Below are 19,384 nucleotides of genomic sequence, written 5' to 3'. Positions count from 1 at the left end.
TTGTTTATTTTTTTTAATATATGGGCTTTTTATGAAGCTACAATGTATTTATTTATGCATTTTATATACAAAATCCTGAAATTTTAGGCTTTTTATCTGCATTATTTAACGCGGTTGAACCGGACTGGTGAATTGAATAACAAGATTGCCATGACGATCAAGCAGTTTGAGTGTTTTGCCAAAGACTTGATAGTTTGCCACTTTAGTTAGTGCTTCATTAAATTGTTGCGAGACATTGTGGCTATCTAAACATGCCATTTTGGTGCCTGCCATTTGACTGAGCATGAGAGTATCGCGACCTGCTTCGTAGCTGCCCATAATACGGTTGCAGCCATCAGCACCGCTGACCCGTTTGGTTGAGGCATCAAACTGTAAACTTGGAATATTGTGTGCAGTCGGTACTGTTTTGATTTCAGTATTGCCAATATGGGTTGCAATCCAGGTACGGTTTTGTAATTGAACTAAATTTGCAGTTTCAATCGTAGAAGATGCGTTAGGCATCGTTTCACAACCTGTAAAAGCAATAGCTGCAGCAATCAGGCTGACAGCACATAATTTTTTTAACATATTGGAATTCTCGTTCTTGATTTAACTTACGTTCTATATAAACAAAAAAATAGCCATTTAACTAGGCTTAAATCTATGTTTTATATATTTTTTGCATTTCTTATTATGGTACATCTACAGTTGTCGGTTGCGGTAACCCCTGACGAATAAGGGTTGAATATTGAGTGCTGCTCATATTGTTTAATGCACTGACACGTGGGTTGATGTAGGCAACCTCATACCACTGTTGCATGGTTAAATCGTGTGAAATCGCATGTAGGTCATACAGATAATTGGGTAAATAACCAGAAGCCAGCAGGCGGTAATCGGTCGGCAAGTGCCTTTTAGAGACTGCTTGCACCATATCAAACACCAGCGTGGTGCAGTTACTGGTGAGGCTGTTATACCATTTGGGCTGATTTCTTAATTCATTGGCTTTATGCAGATATTCTTCAAACAAGGCGCGTCTTTCGGTTTTCGACATATTCACCGGGAAGAAATAGACATGTTCGCCCCGAATATTGCTGCGGGTATAAATCAGATCTTTTTCATCTGCTGCGATCAGGCTGAGTTCATATTTTCTAAAAAAACCGCCATAAGTAGAAAATTCTTCATTTTTTTGTTTGCGAATTTCAATCGAAAAGGTCAGTGGCTTGCTATTGGCAAAATCAAAACTGACTAGGGTATGCGCGATGCGTGGCCCCATCCAATAGGAAGTGATGATATTCACGCCGGTAATCTGGTTTAAATCAAACTGACGGGTTTCCCAATGTTCATCATAGCTGCCATCAGCATGCCAGTTAAAATTACGTACATTGTGCAGCGTGACCAAATTGCCCTGTTGTTCATAAGACAATATTTGGGCAACTTCCGGATTCCAGTCACGATCTTGCTTGGCTTCCAGGCTAAAATACCAAAATAAGCCAAACAGAAAACCAAACATATAAATCAGTATATCTATATGACGGTTAAATAAATTTTGGGTGATATAAATACCCAGGATACTTAAAGCAAAGACAATCCAAATACCAATCATTATGCGGGTGACCAACCAACCAAAAGGTTCTTGAAACCACAACGCAAGACACAGCCAAATAGAGGACACAATAACGAAAAGGCTAAACATGGAATGAAGTAAAGCCATGCCTAGAGCAGCGAAAAACTCCCTTTTTCCAATATTATGCATATTTGACTGTTATAAGTAATTATTGCCTTTATTTTCGGTAAGTTGCGAACTCAAAAGCAATCCCAGTTTTGTCGTCAATATGTTGTTCAGACGCGACCTTGTTAAATTCAGCTGGAATTTCTGGATAGTAGGCATCGCCTTGAACATCCAGTTCGACATGGGTCAGCTCTAAACGGTCGGCAATATTCATGGTCTGTTTAAAGATCTCACCGCCACCGATAATAAAGATCGCGTCGGCTTTCTCTGATGCTTGTACATCGGCAACCGCTTGAGTCAAGGCATCTTCAATCGAGTAGGCAACTTTAGTCCCTTCAAATGACCAGTCGGTGTCACGGGTAATTACCCAATTGACACGCTTCGGCAAGGTGCGACCCATAGACTCTAAAGTTTTACGACCCATGACCACGACACCACCTTGGGTGATTTCTTTGAAGTGCTTGAGGTCAGCTGAAATGTGCCAAGGTAAGTCATTATTTTTACCAATGCAGCGCTGTTGATCCATGGCCACGACATGAACAACTTCTAAATTTTGAAAGGTCATAAAATTTTCCCTGTATTTTTTATATTCAGATACGTTTTCCCCCCCCTTTGCAAAAGGGGGAATTAAAGGGGGATTTTAGAAATTAAACCGCAACCGGCGCTTTAATCCCTGGGTGTGATTCATAGCCAACAATTTCGATATCTTCAAATTTAAAATCGAAGATGTCTTTCACTTCAGGATTCAATTTCAATTGGCAAAGTGGCAAAGGTTCACGGCTAAGTTGCAATTGAGCCTGTTCAAAATGGTTGGCATATAAATGGGTATCACCACCGGTCCAGACAAAGTCACCTACACCCAAGTCGCATACTTGCGCAATCATATGCGTGAGCAGGGCATAGCTGGCGATATTAAATGGCACACCCAGGAACACGTCCGCACTGCGTTGATAGAGCTGGCAAGACAATTTGCCGTTCTGTACAAAAAACTGGAACAGGGTGTGACAAGGCGGAAGAGCAACATTTCCAGCTTCATTCGGATTCCAGCCCGACACGATTAAACGGCGTGAATTGGGATTGGTTTTAATTTCATTAATCAACCATTCAATTTGATCAAAACCATCTTGCTCATATAAGCCATTTTCTTTTTTAGTTGCGCCAAAGTTACGCCATTGATGACCATAGACTGGACCCAATTCACCTTCAGGACGACCAAAACGTGCAGTTTGTTCTGCAGTGGACCATTCATCCCAAATCGAAACTTTATTGTCCTGCAGATATTTGACGTTGGTATCACCTTTTAAAAACCACAACAGTTCAATCACGATGGAACGAAAATGAACTTTTTTGGTGGTCAATAAAGGAAAACCTTTGGAAAGATCAAAGCGCATTTGATGACCAAATACAGAACGTGTACCTGTTCCAGTACGATCGCCTTTGTCGCCACCGTTGTCGAGGATGTGTTGTAAAAGGTCTAAATACTGACGCATGTCTCTCTCATAATCTTGTGAATTTCTTGTGGCACATATTAGCCTTTTTTTACCGGTGAGGAAACTCTATCAGGGGAGCAGATAGCTAAATTAAAATCTGCGAGTTTATTTTTATAAATTAATGATTTATATAGATATTATTAATATTTTATTGTGACCTAAATAATCACGTCCAATCTTGACTGGGTTTGATTAAAAAACATAAGGGTGAGGAAAATGGATCAATTTTTCTATAAAGAATTTTTCAAACCCCTAAAAAACGCTATAGGTCAGTTGGTATTCAATATTCAAAATATTTGCATGATCCTGCAGGAGAACAAGCAGGGCTTAAAAGATTACAACATATAGCCCATGTCAGATTTTGCAATTTATACCGTTTTATTCCATCAAATTATGGCTTAAAGACTCGAAATCCAATAACCGCCTTGTGTTGCTCGAGTGAGCATCAATTAAATTTTCAGTGGCGTTGGATTATAAAAATTAACAAAAAATAATCATTTAAGTCTATTTCAAAGGCTTTAGTTAAATTTTATTACATTTATTGCATGAAAAATCACATTTGACAAGGTACTATCTTTGCCGTCAAAATGAGTGAAAAGCCCGAATTTTAAGGGTTAGGAGTCGTTATAAAGAATGGTTTATGATCATAATGTAAACATGAATGAAGTATATGCTCCAGTCCAGACAAACATCGTAATTCGTTCCCAATCTGGTAAGAATTCTAAGAAAAATACAGAATCCAAGTCCGTTCAAGCCTTCCAAAGACAGAACATCATTGCAAGCAATGGACAGCGAATTGATATTAATAAATTCACTAATTTCTTGCAGGGTATTAGTTCATATAGCAGTTCACAAAAGTGTGCGAAAAGTATTCGGCTTGCTTTGGAGTCGGCAGGGGCACGGTTCCAAAGTCATCCCGTTGCTGCGGCAGACTGGGGCAATACTTTAATGAAAATTGGCTATCGACAAATTAACCCTAAGTTTGATGCACCTAAAGAAGGTGATATTTATATTATTGATCGAACCGGTAAACATGTTTATGGACATATTGCAGGGTTTAATGGCACGCAATGGGTCTCTGACTTTAAGCAAAAAAGTTATGACATTTATAATGAAAAAGGTCTGACCTATAAATATTATCGTCCGAGTTTTTAAGTTTTCTTTGAAAACTGCTTAAATAAAAAAGCCTCTGTTGAGGCTTTTTTTATTGTTTAGTTTAAGGCAGTTGTTTGATGGGACTGCCGCCTAAAGCCTGCATTAAGGTCACATAGGCATTGTATTGACTCTGTCTGGTTTGTACCAAAGACAAACGGGCATTACGTGTGGTTTCTTGGGCATCGAGCAGGTTTTTCAGCGCGATGGCACCGTTGCGGTAACGCACTTCAGTTAAACGCTCGGTTTTTTCGGCAAGTTGCACATTCCGTTCCTGCAAAGCCACTTGTTTATTTAATTCGGTACGTGCGGAAAGTGCATTTTCCACATCGGCAAAAGCCTGATACAAGGTCTGGCGATATTGCATAATCGATTTTTCATAATCCAGATTACTGATCGCTACATCTTTCTTCATATCGTTATATTGCAGGAACGGCAAGCTGAGATTTGCGCCCAACGTTAAAGCAGGATTTTGTAACAAGTTGCTTAACGATGTGCTGGAAGAGCCTAAATTTCCGGTCAGACTGATTGAAGGATAATAGCTAGCTTTAGTGGCATCTTTGCTTGCCAAAGCCTTACGTAAGCGTAATTCGGACGCTTGCAAATCTGGACGACGCGACAGCAAGTCAGCCGGTAAGCCAGCCGATACAGTCGGTAGGGCAATCCGCGGTAAACGGGACGGTTCCTGAATATTCAGTTGCTGGACGGGCATGTTAAGTAAAACGGCCAAAGCCGTACGTGCTTCAACACGCTGCTGTTCAATCTGACTTAAACTCGCTCTTTGGCTTTGAACGGATTGTTCTGCCGCGGTGAGGTCCAGACCTGAAACCGCTCCAGCACGATATTGGGTGCGTACCAGTTCATAGATTTTTTGCGTACTGGCCAAGTTTTGCTGTGCAACGGCGTAACGCTCATTCAGATAACCCAATTGCCAGTATAAATTGGCAGTCGTCGCCACCAGACTTTGTGCGGTACTTTGCAAGTCCTGTTCGGTCGCTAGCGCTTCCCATTTACTGGCTTCAGTTTGACGCGCCAGTTTGCCGAACAAGTCCAGTTCATAACTCACACCAGCACTTATAGACAAGCCGCGTGAAGCATCATCCCCTGAATTCAGGTCAATACTATGTCCTGCCGAAACGCTGGAACTGACCCGTGGACCTTGCTTGTTTTGAGCCAAACCGGCTTGTAAACGTGCCTGCTGCAAGTTAATGCCAGCCACTGCCAAATCGGTATTAGTCGCTAACACCTGATTGACCAGTTGATTCAGCTGAGTATCGCCAAACAGGGTCCACCATTGATCGGCATAGACATCAGCATGCACCTGTTGGCTCAGCGCTTTACTGTTCTGGAAGCTGCCTGGAATATTCACAGCAGGTTGCTCATATGGCGTTTTCACCACCGCAGCACAACCGACCAGTGATCCAGTTAAAATAAGACTAGCGACAAGTTTGGTAAAATTCATTTGCATTCTAAGTATCCTTATTCGCGAGAAAGTGCATCGACAGGATTAAGCTGTGCTGCATTACGGGCCGGGATAAAGCCAAAGATAATCCCGATCATGCTGGAACAGACAAAGGCTGCAATAATCGATGTGGTTGAATAGGCCATCTGGAAAGTACCGCCAGCGAAATGACTAATCAGCTGCCCAATACCTAAGGATAGAAGTACGCCTAAGATCCCGCCCAAAATACAGACCAATACAGCTTCAATCAGGAACTGCTGCAAGATGTCACTTTGTCGTGCACCGACCGCCATACGTACGCCAATTTCCTGAGTACGTTCGGTCACCGAAACCAACATGATGTTCATGACTCCAATACCGCCGACAATCAGGGAAATGACTGCAATCGCGGAAACCAGTAAGGTCATGGTTTGTGTGGTTTGCTGAATGGTTTCGCGAATACTGTCGGAGTTTTGGGTAAACACGTCTTGCGCGCCGTGACGTTGTACCAGCAGGTTCAGAATCGCATTTTCAGCAGCAGCACTTGGGTATTCATCCTTAATTCGGACAATGATGCTACGCACATTCGCCTGACCTAACATCCGGCTCATCACAGTGGAGTAGGGCAGATAAACATTCAGGCTGTCTGAATTCCCCATCATCGATTTTTGCGCTTCAATCACGCCAATAATACGACTCGGTACACTGCCCAATAGAATGACCTGACCCACAGGATTGGTGCCATCACTAAAGAAAGTATTCTTGGTATTACTGTCAATCACTACGTCTTGGGCACGTTCAGTAACCCCTTCTTTGTCAAAAGGTTGTCCGGATTCGAAGGTCATGCCTTTGACATAGAAGAAGTCTTCACTGACACCATTGACCGTGGCAGAAGCTTCGGTATCTTTAAAACGGGCAGTGACGCTGCTATTGACTGAAGGACTGACCCCATCGACATAGGGTTGTTCAGCCAAAGCTTCAGCATCGGCAGGAACCAGTGTTTTGACTTGGGCGGTTTTGGAGTTATCACCAAATCCCCGACCCTGATAAACCGTAATGGTATTGGTACCCAGGCTACTGATATTTTCCAGAATCTGTTTCTGTGAGCCATTCCCTAAAGCGACCACCGATACTACCGATGCAATACCAATAATGATCCCGAGCATGGTCAGGAAGGTACGCATCCGGTGTGCATTCATGGCTAGAAGTGCCATGTGGAAGGCTTCGCCTAGTCGATCCGCAGCAGAGCGCCAAGAAGGTGTTTTCTTTTGCGGAGTACGGTCAAGCTGCTGCTTTTCTAGTACTTCGCCATCGGTTTCAGGCACATTGGCCCGATCCGAAATAATATTCCCGTCACTGATTTCAATAATGCGCGAGGCATTTTTTGCCACATTATGATCGTGTGTGACTAAAATGATGGTATGACCTTTGGCATTCAGTTCACGTAAAATACGCATCACTTCAATACCACTGTTTTTATCCAGTGCACCGGTCGGTTCATCGGCTAGAATCACATCGCCGCCGTTCATCAGGGCACGTGCAATCGACACACGCTGTTGCTGACCGCCGGAAAGTTGACTGGGGCGGTTTTGGGTTTTTTCAGCTAATCCTAGATCCGTGAGTAGTTGGGTCGAACGTTGTTGACGCGCAGAGGCATCGACACCAGTATAAATGGCCGGAACTTCAACATTCCCTGCCGCAGTTAAATCACCCAGTAAATGATAGCGCTGGAAAATAAAACCGAAATATTCACGGCGCAGTTGTGCCAGTTCATCCGGTTCCAATTTGCGTGTTTCACGCCCTTTAACCTGATAGCTACCCGCAGTCGGTTGATCTAGACAACCTAGGATATTCATCAGGGTTGATTTGCCCGAACCGGATTGCCCGACAATGGCCACCAGTTCTCCGGGATAAATCTCTAAATTAATGCCCTTTAAAATCTGAATGGTGCTTTCCCCGGCAGGGAATTCACGAGTCAGATCTGTGACCTTGAGCAAAGGCTGTTGATCTTGACTCATCATTACATTCTCACTGGACCGGCACCACCAGCTACACGGTTACTGCGTTTGGCAGAATCATTCGAGGTATCTGAAGCATCTGCAATGACCACTTGATCACCTTGTTTCAAGCCTTTAATCACTTGAGCGGTTACACGGTTGTTCAAGCCAACCAACACAGGTTGCGGTTTTGCAGTACCATCAGCCTGCACTACACGAACCATCGACATAGAAGCTTTGCCTTGTTCAATCAGTGATTTTTCTTCAGCAGACAGTTCCAGGCGTTTTGGTCGTTCAGTTTTAGCCTGATCTGTAGCTGCCGGCTTTTGTTCTTTGGCTTTATCTGCATTACGGTCAGCACGTTTGCCTTGTGGACGGTTTGAAGTCTGTAAAGCAGCCGCAGGAACGGTTAATACATTTTTTGCTTCACTGAGTACGATATAAACCTGTGCAGTCATATCAATACGTAACTTGCCATCTTCATTGGGTACATCAAATAAGGCGTTGTAATACACCGCAGAACTTGAAGATGAGGTTGAGTTGTTATTGGTTTCAGTATTAATTGAATTCGGTGCAGGTTCTACCTGGCGTAGTTTTGCATAATGCTTTTTGTCACTATTACCCAGCGTGGTGAAATAAACAGTTTGACCTTCTTCAACTTTCATTACATCAGCTTCAGAAATTTCAGCCTTAATGGTCATAGTGTCGAGTTTTGCCAATTTGACAATGGTCGGTGCACTTTGGTTGGCATTTACGGTCTGACCTTCCTCGGTCACAATCGCCACAATGGTGCCATCCATCGGCGCAACAATCTGGGTATAGCCTAAATCTTCTTTAGTCGTTGCCAGTGTTAAGCGAGATTGTTCAATTTGTGCATTAATCGCCAGAATTTCAGCTTGGGCTGTTTTATAGCTGGCCAATGCTGCTTCTAATTCGGCACGTGAAGTCGCATCTTGAGCATACATCGCTTGTTGACGTTGATATTCAGCTTGAACTTTAGCCAAGTTGGCTTGCTTGACTGCCAGTTGTGCTTGTTGATTTTTAATGCTCGCTTCAGCCGTTTTAAGATCATTTTCCTGACGAATCGAATCAATTCGCGCAATCAGTTGACCTTGTTTCACTTGGTCGCCCAGTTTCACATACATTTTTTTCACCTGACCAGACACCTGTGCACCGACGCTGACCATTTTGGTGGCTTCAAGTACACCGGTTGCAAGTACCGAGTCTTCAATATCACCACGGCTGACTTCACTGGTAATGTATTGAGGGGGTTGCTCTTTTGGCTTTAAGAAAAACCAGGCTGTGACTGCAATAGCAAGAATACAGACCACTGCTACAACTATTTTGGACGGCTTTATTTTTGGCATAGTGAGCATATAAATTGAGAAAATTGAAAAGATTATAAAAGCTAAATGAGGATAGAGCGTGAATTTTTAAAAACAAATGAGAATTATTTTCTTTTTTGAGATCTCTTGAAAAGTGACTAAAGCGATTGTGAACTGATTTTAGACCAGCCTTTTACAGCGTGATTTGTAGGCGATTAGCACTTTATTGAATTTGGATTCAATGAATTTTTGAAAGGTGATTTTCAGTTTGATTGTTGAGTTTCACAGCAATACTGCTATGAGACTGCATTTTTACCAACGGATCTCAAGCCTCGAGAACGGATTAGATTTTAGTCGAATAATACTGGACTTATTTAATGATTTTTGTTTAAAAAAATTCTATGTTTGACATTTTTGAATCTTCTTTATTTCAGCAGACCTAGCTAGATCATTATTCTAATAATTTAAAAAAATCTTTGTTTTATCTATAGATTTAAATAAAAAAAGTTTGTAACATTAAATTCCATAATTTTTTTATGGGATTAATAATAATAGTGCCATGCACAATGATTGTGCGCAATAAATCATGACTTTAATATGAAAATTTGTGAGAGGTAACGGATGGAATGGAATGAAAGTTATAATATTGGAATCGATGTGATTGATAATCAACATCGCCAAATCTTGGATTACATTAATGCTTTAGAGAAGATTAGAGTGAGTGGGGATCGTAATCAGATCAAAGAAGTCTTGGATGATTTGATTGATTATACCCAATCACATTTTAGTTTCGAAGAAAACTTGCTTGAACAAGTGAGTTATCAGTATTTGCCTTCTCATAGAGGCATACACGACTTATTTGTTAAACGGCTGAATGATTATCGTCAAAAATTTGATCGGGGAGAATCAGTCGAAAATGATTTATATCGATTACTGTCAAAGTGGTTGATTAATCATATCCAACATGATGATCAAGATTATGTGGATGCGGTGCGTGACAATATGCTGCACTATTTACGTTCACAAGAACAGAAGAAAGGTAAAAGTTGGTTTTCGCGTTTTTTCAGCTAAGCAGTAGGTAATTCAAATAACATTTGACCACACATACTGGTAATCGCTTGTAGAACCAGATGTTCTGGATTTTCCTTTCCTAGACCTTTAATGGATGCATCAATACGTAACAGCAGTGAAGGCCAGGTTAGAAAGTTATTTGGATTCAGTCGTCTTAGAGCTTGTTGATATAGACTGACTTTATTTTTCCAAATCCCGAGTTGCAAGGCATTTTGCGGCTGTTCAAACAGTTGCATAAGCAAGCGCATTTCTTTGCTGATACTCCATAAAATCAGGCTCATCGGTTCACCCGAGGCAATTAAATATTGGAAAATTTTAATTGCCTGAGCCAGATTTCCGGCAAGCAGGGCATCATTTAAGTCGTAAGTGGTATAGCGTGATTGATCTTGTAAACATGAATATAAATGATCAATCTGGATGATGTCGACATCGGCAAAAGTATCGCTGACGCGCATTAAACTGTTTTTTGCCGCGAGCAGGTTATGCTCATGATGTTGTTCAAGCCACTGCCAGGCATCATTCGCCAGTTTAATCCCCAGTTTTTCCGCTTCAATCCCTAAAATCCGTTGACGATCTTGTGGATAGTTGGCAGTCAGCGGTACAGTGACACCATTGGCATCAACCACCTGAAAAAAACTTGATTTTAAACTGCTACTGTCCTGTTTGGGCATCACCACAAGCAACAGGTTTTGCTCATTGTGCTGAATGTAGCTTTTCAGCTGCTTGATGCCATTAGCATCCGGCTTGATGTTGCCATGCACTTCAATAGCAAGCTGATTGGAAAAAAGCGATAAACTATTTAAAGCATTAAACACATTTTTCCAATCGCTGACATTGTTAATGTCATAACGCTGACGTTCAATTTCTTGTTTTTGCCAACTTTGACGAAACGCATCCAGCAAATTTTGCTCAAGTAATGGTTCTTGACCATACATAATCCAAGCACCGCGAGCTTCATCAACACGTTTTAGTGCTTGTGGATAGTCAAGTTTCATAGCTTAATTTCTATCTTTCAGGTTGAGTGGTTGATGCTGCTGGTTTGGTCACGACTTTCGGCAGACGATTCGATGAAATCTGACGTACAATTTGCTGTGCAATGTCATCAACAATGACTTGATTGAGATACTTCTGTTCTTGGTCATCGGTGTTGACTGTCGCGACGTCATATTGATAGCTGCGTGAAGCGGTCAGGGTACGTGGTTCAGTCACAGGATTACCTTGTGCATCTTCAATACGGAAAGTCACGGTTAAGCGAAGCAAAGTTTCGATCAATTTGCCATTCAATTCATGGCGTTGTGGGGTGTAATCCAGTACACGTAACACATAGGCATCGGGGCTATTGCTAAGTTGAATACCGGTTGCACCCAAATAAATTGCAAGTTTTTCATGTAATTGACCTGCATTATCTGGCAATGCCAATTTCATTTTAGAGTATGCAACAGGAGCCGTGGTTGGGGTAGTTCCTTTTAAGTGAAAACCACAACCGACTAAGCTAGCACTTAGACCCAAAGTTAATACAACCGCTGCAACACGTTGAACTAAATGCATGCTTATTCCTCTATTTAATTTTCCCAATTGTAATGATTGGGAGGGATATCTTTCCCTAAGCTCAGTGGATTGTAAAGTCAAAGCCCGTTGGCTGGCAACGGGCTTTGTGTTTTTTAAGCTTCCCTTTCTTAAAGGGAGGTTTGGAGGGATTATTTCTAAAATTCTTTCTCTTGCGCCATATATGGCTCAGGGAAGAAGATTAGGATGAGGGGTTTTTAAAATAAGTACCTCTCCCTAACCCTCTCCTGAGATGAGAGGGAACCTAAGGAATTTAAACCACCAAATTTACTAATTTATTCGGCACAACAATTTCTTTCTTGGTTGGACCGGTCAAGAATTGTTGAACTTCTGGTAAGGCTTTTGCCTGAGCCAAAATGTCTTCTTTAGACGTATCGACTGAAACTTCCAGTTTACCGCGAAGTTTACCATTCACTTGAACCACAATCGTTTGGGTATTACGAGTTAACGCAGACTCATCCACAACTGGGAAAAGCGCTTCGGTTAATTCAATGCCAAATTCAGTCAATAATGTTTGACTTAAATGCGGTGCAAATGGCGCAAGCATCGTCAGCAAAGTAATAATGGCATCACGTTCAACGGCAACATCATTGTCATCTTTTGCTTCAAATTTGTTGATGCTATTCAATAATTCCATTTGTGCTGCAATGGCTGTATTGAATGCATGGCGACGTTCTAAGTCATCACCGACTTTTTGAATGGTTTCATGTGTTTTACGACGTAAATCTTGCGCATCTTTGGATAGGCTTGCAGTATCAATATTCGCTGCATGGTTGCCTTTTTCCAGGAAGCCTGTTGCCAAACGCCATACACGTTTCAAGAAACGGTTTGCACCTTCAACACCGGCATCAGACCATTCAAGAGATTGATCTGGTGGTGCAGCAAACATCATAAATACACGTGCCGTATCTGCGCCGTATTGGTCAATAATCGCTTGCGGGTCGATACCGTTGTTTTTCGATTTCGACATTTTCTCTTGACCGCCAACTACAACTTCCTGACCATCGCCTTTATATTTCGCTGAAAGAATACGACCTTTTTCGTCTTTTTCTAACTCGATATCCGCAGGGTTAAACCAGGTTTTCTTACCTGATTCTGCTTCACGATAGAAGGTATCAGCCAAAACCATACCTTGAGTAAGAAGATTTGTGAATGGTTCGTTACCTTGAACAACACCTTCATCACGCATCAATTTATGGAAGAAACGTGCATAAAGTAAATGCAGAATCGCGTGTTCTACACCACCGATGTATTGGTTTACTGGAAGCCAAGATTGTGCAGCCTCAGGTTTAACCATACCGCCAGTAAAATCTGGAGATGCATAACGTGCATAATACCAAGATGATTCTACAAAGGTATCCAAGGTGTCTGTTTCACGACGAGCGTCCGCGCCACAGCAAGGACAAGTCGTTTGATAGAATTCAGGCATTTTGTTCAGTGGGTTACCTGAACCATCCGGCACCACGTCAGTCGGAAGAATTACTGGAAGTTGTTCTTCAGGTACAGGCACCTGACCACAAGTTTCACAGTTGATCATTGGAATTGGGCAACCCCAATAACGCTGACGCGAAACACCCCAGTCGCGTAAACGGAACTGAACTTTGGTATTGGCAAGTTTTTGTGGTTCTAATTTCGCGATAAACGCATCAAAAGCACCTTGGAAATCTAAGCCGTCAAACTCACCCGAGTTAACCAGTTTACCTTCTTTCGAACCGTACCATTCTTGCCACGTCGTAGCAGAGAATTCAGCATCATCTGCACCTTTGGCATCAATTACTTGTTTGATGGTCAAGCCATATTTATTGGCAAATTCGAAGTCACGTTCATCATGTGCAGGTACGGCCATCACCGCGCCTGAACCGTATGACATCAACACGTAGTTAGCAATCCACACTGGAACAGCTTCACCAGTCACCGGGTGCTTCACAGACAAACCTGTTGCCATGCCTTTCTTTTCAGCAGTCGCAAGATCCGCTTCTGCAACAGAACCCATACGGCATTCTTCGATAAATGCCGCCAATTCAGGATTGGTTTCAGCAGCTCTAAGCGCCATTGGATGTTCAGCAGCAACCGCAACATAAGTCACACCCATCAAGGTGTCACCACGTGTTGTATAAACAGTTAAATCATCGGCATAGATTTCAGGGTTCGCTGAAGGGAAGGTGATTTCCATGCCTTGTGAACGACCGATCCAGTTACGTTGCATGGTCAACACTTGTTGAGGCCAGCCATCTTTCAATGAATCTAAATCATCTAATAATTCTTGTGCATAATCGGTAATGCGGAAGTAATACATTGGAATATCACGTTTTTCCACCAATGCACCTGAACGCCAGCCGCGACCATTTTCAACTTGTTCATTGGCCAGAACGGTTTGATCGACTGGATCCCAGTTCACAGTTGAAAGTTTGCGATAAATCAAACCTTTCTTATAGAGCTGTACGAATAACCATTGTTCCCAGTGATAATACTCTGGCGTGCAGGTTGCAAATTCACGATCCCAATCGACTGAAAGGCCAAGTTTTTTCAATTGATCACGCATGTATGCGATATTTTCAAAAGTCCATTTTGCCGGAGCAACCTGGTGGGCAATGGCTGCATTTTCTGCAGGAAGACCGAACGCATCCCAACCCATCGGTTGCAACACCGTTTCACCTTTTAAACGGTGGAAGCGGCTGATCACGTCACCAATGGTGTAGTTACGCACATGACCCATATGCAGCTTGCCACTTGGGTAAGGGAACATCGACAGGATATAGCGATGTTTACCTTCTACAGTGTCGGCAACTTTAAATGCTTTGCGAGTTTCCCAGTCTTTTTGGACATTTGGCTCAATCGCACTAGCTTGATATTCAGGGTCAATGTGAGAAGTAGTCATAAACGTATATAAGAACAACGGTTAAAAGTTTGTTGCACAGCATAGCGCAAAATGCACTAAAAAGTGAATTTTGCGCCCGACATAAATCATAAAATATAAAAGTTTTTAACCAGCAAAAACCATTTCAAAGGAGGAAATGAGAGATTGCTGACTATTGAGCAGATAATACTTTATTAGAATTTGATGAACGATCCGCTTCTCGTGCTACAGCTGGAGCTGCATTTGCAGCAGCCACTGCAACATTGGCAAGGTTTTGAGCTTCTTTTGATACGGACTCTGCTTCTGCGGTAGAGGTGTTTTTAGAGCTTTGAGATGACTTATTCGGACCGTAAGTATCTACTTTGCCTTTTTTCTTGGCTGATTTTGGCGGGGGAGTGGTGGTGTAATGAGTAGACCCTTTTGCATCGACCCATTTGTAATATTCTTTAGCAAAGCCAGTGGTTGAACTTAGACTGAAGGTAAAGCATGCAGCCATGAACCCAATTTTGATGAAAGATGATGACATAATGAACAAGTCCTTATAATAATCAGTCAGTTGTAATATATGAAATATAGTCACATCAGTTTTGTATTTTATATGATTTTTATGTATTTGCAGAAAAAAAAGATAAGCTGACGAATGATATTAATGATTCAATTCAGCATGAAGAATGGTTTAATTTAGTGTTACTTTTTTAAATCTAAGTCGTTCTGTTTTGACTGATTTGTGATCATATGAGTAATGTGCGATGATGAAAATAAAAGCAGAATATTCGGCACATGACAGCGTTATTTTAAATTTGTATTGAGAAAGATAAATCTGAAAAACCGCAATATATTAAAATTATTTATTTAATTTATAGTATTTTTTTATCATTAAATTTTGAGTTGTAATGAAGTGATTGGTTTTTCTCATGAAATCCTCAATAAGCAAATGAAATGTAAAATCATGCCTAAAGCTTAAAAAACAGACGGTCTGTAAATAATCAAGAAAAAGCTAATTTTTAAACTTGACTTTAATAGTCGAAACTACAAAAATGCTGACTGTAGTTTTATATGCGTTTATTTGATCACCCTTCGAATCAGCGTCATTTTAGCAATGGACTTCTTCTCTAGCCGAGAAGCTGAACAAAGCCAACAAAATATGTTTATCCCAACATGTTTTAGACCTCATATTGCTCAAACAGCAGTCAGGTCAGATTTTTTTCCTATTGCTATGAAAACTATGAAATTTGTGTGCTATAACAGTGCAGACAGTTAATGAATTAACCACTACAAATGCCCTCCATTTGTTAGTGAAAAAGATTAGGGTGAATCACGTTGGAACTTTTATCTGGTGGTGAAATGCTCGTTCGCGCATTGGCGGACGAAGGCGTTGAACATTTATTTGGATACCCAGGCGGCGCAGTACTTCATATTTACGACGCGCTCTTTCAACAAGACAAAATCAATCATTACCTCGTACGTCATGAGCAAGCTGCTGGTCACATGGCAGATGCCTATTCGCGCGTAACAGGTAAAACTGGTGTGGTACTTGTCACATCAGGTCCGGGCGCAACCAATACAGTGACGCCTATTGCAACCGCATATATGGACTCAATCCCAATGGTGATTTTGTCTGGTCAGGTTGCAACACATTTAATTGGCGAAGATGCATTCCAAGAAACAGACATGGTAGGTGTTTCTCGTCCAATCGTGAAACATAGTTTCCAAGTGCGTCATGCCAGTGAAATTCCTGGGATTATTAAAAAAGCATTCTATATTGCGTCTTCAGGTCGTCCAGGTCCTGTGGTTGTTGATATTCCTAAAGATGCAACCAATCCTGCAGAAAAATTTGCTTACGAATATCCTGAAAAAGTGAAGATGCGTTCGTACCAACCACCGCATCGTGGTCACTCAGGTCAAATCCGTAAAGCCATTGAAGAATTGATCAGTGCTGAACGTCCAGTCATCTATAGTGGTGGTGGTGTTGTTCAAGGCAATGCATCGGAATTGCTGACTGAGCTTGCCCATCTTCTAAATTTCCCGGTAACCAATACCCTGATGGGCTTAGGTGGTTTCCCGGGTAATGATAAGCAGTTCATTGGTATGTTGGGTATGCATGGTAGGTATGAAGCCAACATGACCATGCACAATGCAGACGTGATTTTGTGTGTAGGCGCGCGTTTCGATGACCGTGTAACCAATAATCCAGCAAAATTCTGTCCGAATGCCAAAGTAATTCATATTGATATCGACCCGGCGACGATTTCAAAAACCATCATGGCGCATATTCCAATTGTGGGTGCAGTAGAACCTGTACTTCAAGAGATGCTGGTTCAATTGAAACAAATGAATGTTTCTAAGCCAAATCCTGAAGCGATTGCTGCGTGGTGGTCTCAAATCAATGAATGGCGCAAAGTACATGGCTTGCGTTATGAAGCGGGTAAAAATGGTGTAATGAAACCACAACAGGTGGTTGAAGCACTTGATCGTATCACCAACAGTGAAGCCATTATTACTTCGGACGTAGGTCAGCATCAAATGTTTGGTGCAAACTACTATAAATACAAACGTCCACGTCAATGGATCAACTCTGGCGGTTTAGGAACAATGGGTGTGGGCTTGCCATATGCAATGGCAGCGAAACTCGCATTCCCGGATCAGCAAGTGGTATGTATTACTGGTGAAGCATCCATTCAGATGTGTATTCAGGAATTATCGACATGTAAGCAATATGGCTTAAATGTGAAAATTCTCTGCTTGAATAACCGTGCTCTTGGGATGGTTAAACAATGGCAGGATATGAATTACGAAGGTCGTCATTCAAGCTCTTATGTAGATTCATTGCCAGATTTTGCCAAATTAATGGAAGCCTACGGTCACGTCGGTATTCAAATTGACCATGCAGATGAGCTTGATTCTAAGCTTGCAGAAGCAATGGCAATCAATGATAAATGTGTATTCATCAACGTAATGGTTGATCGTTCAGAGCACGTTTATCCAATGTTGGTGGCTGGTCAATCTATGAAAGATATGTGGTTAGGAAAAGGAGAGCGCACAAAATGAGACACATAATTTCTGTACTCGTTGAAAACGAAGCAGGTGCGCTTTCTCGCTTGGTAGGGTTGTTCTCTCAACGTGGTTATAACATTGAGACTTTGAATGTAGCACCGACTGAAGATCCAACCATGTCGCGTTTGACCCTCACCACTTATGGTGATGATCATAAAATTGAACAAATCACCAAACAGCTCAACAAATTGGTTGAAGTGGTAAAAGTGGTTGATTTGTCTGAAGGTGCACACATTGAGCGTGAACTGATGTTGATTAAAGTGAAATCACTTGGATCAGCACGTGCCGAAATCAAACGTACTGCAGACATTTTTCGTGCCCAAATTGTCGATGTAACACCGACGACGTATACGATTCAAATTGCAGGTACCACTGAAAAGCTAGATGGCTTTATTGATGCGCTGGCAGAAAATACCATTCTTGAAGTGGTGCGTTCAGGTGTATCGGGTATCGCGCGCGGCGAAAAAGTTTTAACGATCTAACAGATTTTAATTTTATTCACACATTCTACTCATCTTATAGGTGAGGTTCCAAGCCAATGAATACCAATAACATCATTGGCTTGGATAAAAGGAAACAAAAGCATTTAAGCGGAGACAGCAATGCAAATTTTTTACGATAAAGACTGTGACTTATCTATCATCCAAGGTAAAAAAGTAGCGATCATCGGTTACGGTTCACAAGGTCACGCACATGCGCTTAACCTTAAAGACTCTGGCGTTGACGTAACTGTTGGTCTACGTGCGAACTCTACTTCTTGGAAAAAAGCTGAGAATTCAGGTCTTAAAGTTGCTGAAGTTCCTGCTGCTGTAGCGCAAGCTGACGTAGTAATGATCTTGACTCCAGATGAATTCCAATCACAACTTTACCGTGACGTGATTGAGCCAAACATCAAGCAAGGTGCGACTTTAGCATTTGCTCATGGTTTCTCTATTCTTTATAACCAAGTTGTACCACGTGCTGACTTAGACGTAATCATGGTTGCGCCTAAAGCACCAGGTCACACAGTACGTTCTGAATACCAACGTGGTTCAGGTGTGCCTGACTTAATCGCCATTCACCAAGATGCTTCTGGTAATGCACGTAACGTAGCGCTTTCTTACGCTTCAGGCGTAGGTGGTGGTCGTACAGGTATCATCGAAACCTCATTCCGTGAAGAAACTGAAACTGACCTTTTCGGTGAGCAAGCAGTTCTTTGTGGTGGTGCTGTTGAATTGGTTAAAATGGGCTTCGAAACTTTGGTTGAAGCTGGTTATGCGCCTGAAATGGCTTACTTTGAATGCTTGCACGAACTTAAATTGATCGTTGACTTGATGTTTGAAGGCGGTATCGCGGACATGAACTATTCAGTATCTAACAATGCTGAATATGGCGAATACGTAACGGGTACTGAAGTAATTAACGAACAGTCTCGTGAAGCAATGCGTAATGCGCTTAAACGTATCCAGTCTGGTGAATACGCGAAGATGTTCATCCAAGAAGGTGCATTGAACTACCCATCTATGACTGCACGTCGTCGTCAAAATGCAGCTCACGGTATCGAAGTAACAGGTAACAAACTTCGTGCGATGATGCCTTGGATCCAAGCGAACAAGATTGTAGACAAAGAAAAGAACTAAGTTCTAATTTCTAAGTCAAAAAAGCCCTTGTTTTATAACAGGGGCTTTTTTATGCAAAGCAGTATTTTTCCTCCTTGCCCTTCGTACAAAACAGTGTTTTGTAC

The 19,384-nt window shown here is 41.8% G+C and carries 16 protein-coding genes; 5 read left to right on the top strand and 11 right to left on the bottom strand.

The genetic code is table 11. The features are described from left to right. Positions 1 to 105: 105 nt before the first annotated feature. The 4 genes from E0409_RS03105 to thyA all read right to left on the bottom strand — a co-directional run bounded on the left by E0409_RS03105 (position 106) and on the right by thyA (position 3,198). Positions 106 to 567 carry an META domain-containing protein gene (locus tag E0409_RS03105; protein WP_131287478.1) on the bottom strand — a complete coding sequence of 154 codons (462 nt, stop codon included), beginning with the start codon at positions 565 to 567 and terminating at the stop codon, positions 106 to 108. Between the two features lie 103 nt (positions 568 to 670). Further along, positions 671 to 1,732 (bottom strand): Lnb N-terminal periplasmic domain-containing protein, encoded by a 1,062-nt coding sequence (locus E0409_RS03100; protein ID WP_131287476.1) that lies wholly within the window; start codon positions 1,730 to 1,732, stop codon positions 671 to 673. Between the two features lie 28 nt (positions 1,733 to 1,760). Next, positions 1,761 to 2,273: a dihydrofolate reductase gene (locus E0409_RS03095; RefSeq protein WP_131287474.1), complete on the bottom strand. Its 513-nt coding sequence runs from the start codon at positions 2,271 to 2,273 to the stop codon at positions 1,761 to 1,763. An 82-nt stretch (positions 2,274 to 2,355) separates the two neighbouring features. After that, positions 2,356 to 3,198: a thymidylate synthase gene (gene thyA, locus E0409_RS03090; RefSeq protein WP_131287472.1), complete on the bottom strand. Its 843-nt coding sequence runs from the start codon at positions 3,196 to 3,198 to the stop codon at positions 2,356 to 2,358. A gap of 633 nt (positions 3,199 to 3,831) precedes the next feature. On the opposite strand from thyA, the gene E0409_RS03085 reads away from it, so the two are divergent. Then, a complete protein-coding gene (locus E0409_RS03085) occupies positions 3,832 to 4,353 on the top strand; it encodes a CHAP domain-containing protein (RefSeq protein WP_131287470.1) in 522 nt (173 codons plus the stop codon). A gap of 61 nt (positions 4,354 to 4,414) precedes the next feature. Here the strand turns inward: E0409_RS03085 and E0409_RS03080 are convergent, their stop codons facing one another. The 3 genes from E0409_RS03080 to E0409_RS03070 are packed head-to-tail and all read right to left on the bottom strand — an operon-like array spanning position 4,415 to position 9,155. After that, on the bottom strand, positions 4,415 to 5,818 hold the full coding sequence (locus E0409_RS03080; RefSeq protein ID WP_131287468.1) for an efflux transporter outer membrane subunit: 1,404 nt from the start codon (positions 5,816 to 5,818) through the stop codon (positions 4,415 to 4,417). Between the two features lie 11 nt (positions 5,819 to 5,829). Beyond that, positions 5,830 to 7,809 carry a MacB family efflux pump subunit gene (locus E0409_RS03075; protein WP_131287612.1) on the bottom strand — a complete coding sequence of 660 codons (1,980 nt, stop codon included), beginning with the start codon at positions 7,807 to 7,809 and terminating at the stop codon, positions 5,830 to 5,832. Between the two features lie 2 nt (positions 7,810 to 7,811). Then, the gene (locus E0409_RS03070; protein WP_131287466.1) at positions 7,812 to 9,155 is read right to left on the bottom strand and encodes a MacA family efflux pump subunit; all 1,344 of its coding nucleotides are present in this window, start codon (positions 9,153 to 9,155) and stop codon (positions 7,812 to 7,814) included. Positions 9,156 to 9,734: 579 nt separating this feature from the next. Here E0409_RS03070 and E0409_RS03065 point away from each other — a divergent pair. Next, on the top strand, positions 9,735 to 10,184 hold the full coding sequence (locus E0409_RS03065; protein WP_131287464.1) for a bacteriohemerythrin: 450 nt from the start codon (positions 9,735 to 9,737) through the stop codon (positions 10,182 to 10,184). Here E0409_RS03065 and holA read toward each other — a convergent pair. From holA to E0409_RS03045, 4 genes are all read right to left on the bottom strand, one after another. Further along, complete coding sequence (holA, locus tag E0409_RS03060; protein WP_131287462.1) at positions 10,181 to 11,179, bottom strand: DNA polymerase III subunit delta; 999 nt, start codon at positions 11,177 to 11,179, stop codon at positions 10,181 to 10,183. The genes E0409_RS03065 and holA overlap by 4 nt on opposite strands. A gap of 10 nt (positions 11,180 to 11,189) precedes the next feature. Further along, entirely contained in the window at positions 11,190 to 11,732 is a 543-nt protein-coding gene (locus E0409_RS03055) for an LPS-assembly lipoprotein LptE (protein WP_131287460.1), read from the bottom strand. Positions 11,733 to 12,003: 271 nt separating this feature from the next. Next, complete coding sequence (leuS, locus tag E0409_RS03050) at positions 12,004 to 14,628, bottom strand: leucine--tRNA ligase (protein ID WP_131287458.1); 2,625 nt, start codon at positions 14,626 to 14,628, stop codon at positions 12,004 to 12,006. A 151-nt stretch (positions 14,629 to 14,779) separates the two neighbouring features. Beyond that, on the bottom strand, positions 14,780 to 15,133 hold the full coding sequence (locus tag E0409_RS03045; RefSeq protein ID WP_131287456.1) for a DUF4124 domain-containing protein: 354 nt from the start codon (positions 15,131 to 15,133) through the stop codon (positions 14,780 to 14,782). A 794-nt stretch (positions 15,134 to 15,927) separates the two neighbouring features. Between E0409_RS03045 and E0409_RS03040 the strand changes: the two genes are divergently transcribed. The 3 genes from E0409_RS03040 to ilvC all read left to right on the top strand — a co-directional run bounded on the left by E0409_RS03040 (position 15,928) and on the right by ilvC (position 19,280). Beyond that, positions 15,928 to 17,655 (top strand): acetolactate synthase 3 large subunit, encoded by a 1,728-nt coding sequence (locus E0409_RS03040; RefSeq protein ID WP_131287454.1) that lies wholly within the window; start codon positions 15,928 to 15,930, stop codon positions 17,653 to 17,655. Beyond that, positions 17,652 to 18,143, top strand: a complete 492-nt coding sequence (gene ilvN, locus E0409_RS03035) for an acetolactate synthase small subunit (RefSeq protein ID WP_131287452.1) — start codon at positions 17,652 to 17,654, stop codon at positions 18,141 to 18,143. Before E0409_RS03040 ends, ilvN begins: the two co-directional genes overlap by 4 nt. Positions 18,144 to 18,263: 120 nt before the next feature. Beyond that, complete coding sequence (ilvC, locus tag E0409_RS03030; RefSeq protein WP_086173953.1) at positions 18,264 to 19,280, top strand: ketol-acid reductoisomerase; 1,017 nt, start codon at positions 18,264 to 18,266, stop codon at positions 19,278 to 19,280. The last annotated feature ends 104 nt before the right edge of the window (positions 19,281 to 19,384 follow it).

It is taken from the genome of Acinetobacter sp. ANC 4862, from assembly GCF_004336635.1.
Taxonomy (GTDB): Bacteria; Pseudomonadota; Gammaproteobacteria; order Pseudomonadales; family Moraxellaceae; genus Acinetobacter.
The sequence above is the reverse complement of the archived record's forward strand: the minus strand, read 5'-3'. Positions and strand labels throughout refer to the sequence as shown.